Genomic DNA, 463 nt, shown 5'->3' on the forward strand with positions numbered 1-463 from the left:
TGAAAGCCGCTGCAATACGTCTGTTGTCTCTGGCGCCAATACCATTACCCGCCTACGATACGCGCACGTTTTCAGGGAGCTTTTGAATGAACAAGACATTGGTTGTAAGTGCACTGAGCGCAGCGCTGTTGCTGGCCGGTTGTCAGTCGGTCAACACCACCAGCGGCGGAGCCGTAGGGGTGGAGCGCAAGCAGTACATGTTCAGCATGCTGTCCTCGCAAGAGGTCGACCAGATGTATGCCCAGTCGTATCAGAAAACCGTCGGCGAGGCGTCGAGCAAAGGCGTGCTGGACAAAACCAGTCCTGAGGCCAAGCGCGTTCAGGCGATTGCCAACCGCTTGATCGCTCAGGCGCCGAACTTCCGCCCGGATGCCGCGCAGTGGCAATGGGAAGTCAATCTGATCAAGAGCGATGAGCTCAACGCCAACTGCGGCCCCGGCGGCAAGATCATCTTCTACACCGG

At 58.1% G+C, this 463-nt stretch carries 1 pseudogene; it reads left to right on the forward strand.

Annotated elements, in window-relative coordinates:
- Window positions 1-86 precede the first annotated feature (86 nt).
- Window positions 87-463: pseudogene (locus AACY49_RS30820) on the forward strand (M48 family peptidase); the annotation flags it as partial.

This window comes from Pseudomonas sp. EL_65y_Pfl2_R96 (assembly GCF_963970905.1).
GTDB lineage: Bacteria > Pseudomonadota > Gammaproteobacteria > Pseudomonadales > Pseudomonadaceae > Aquipseudomonas.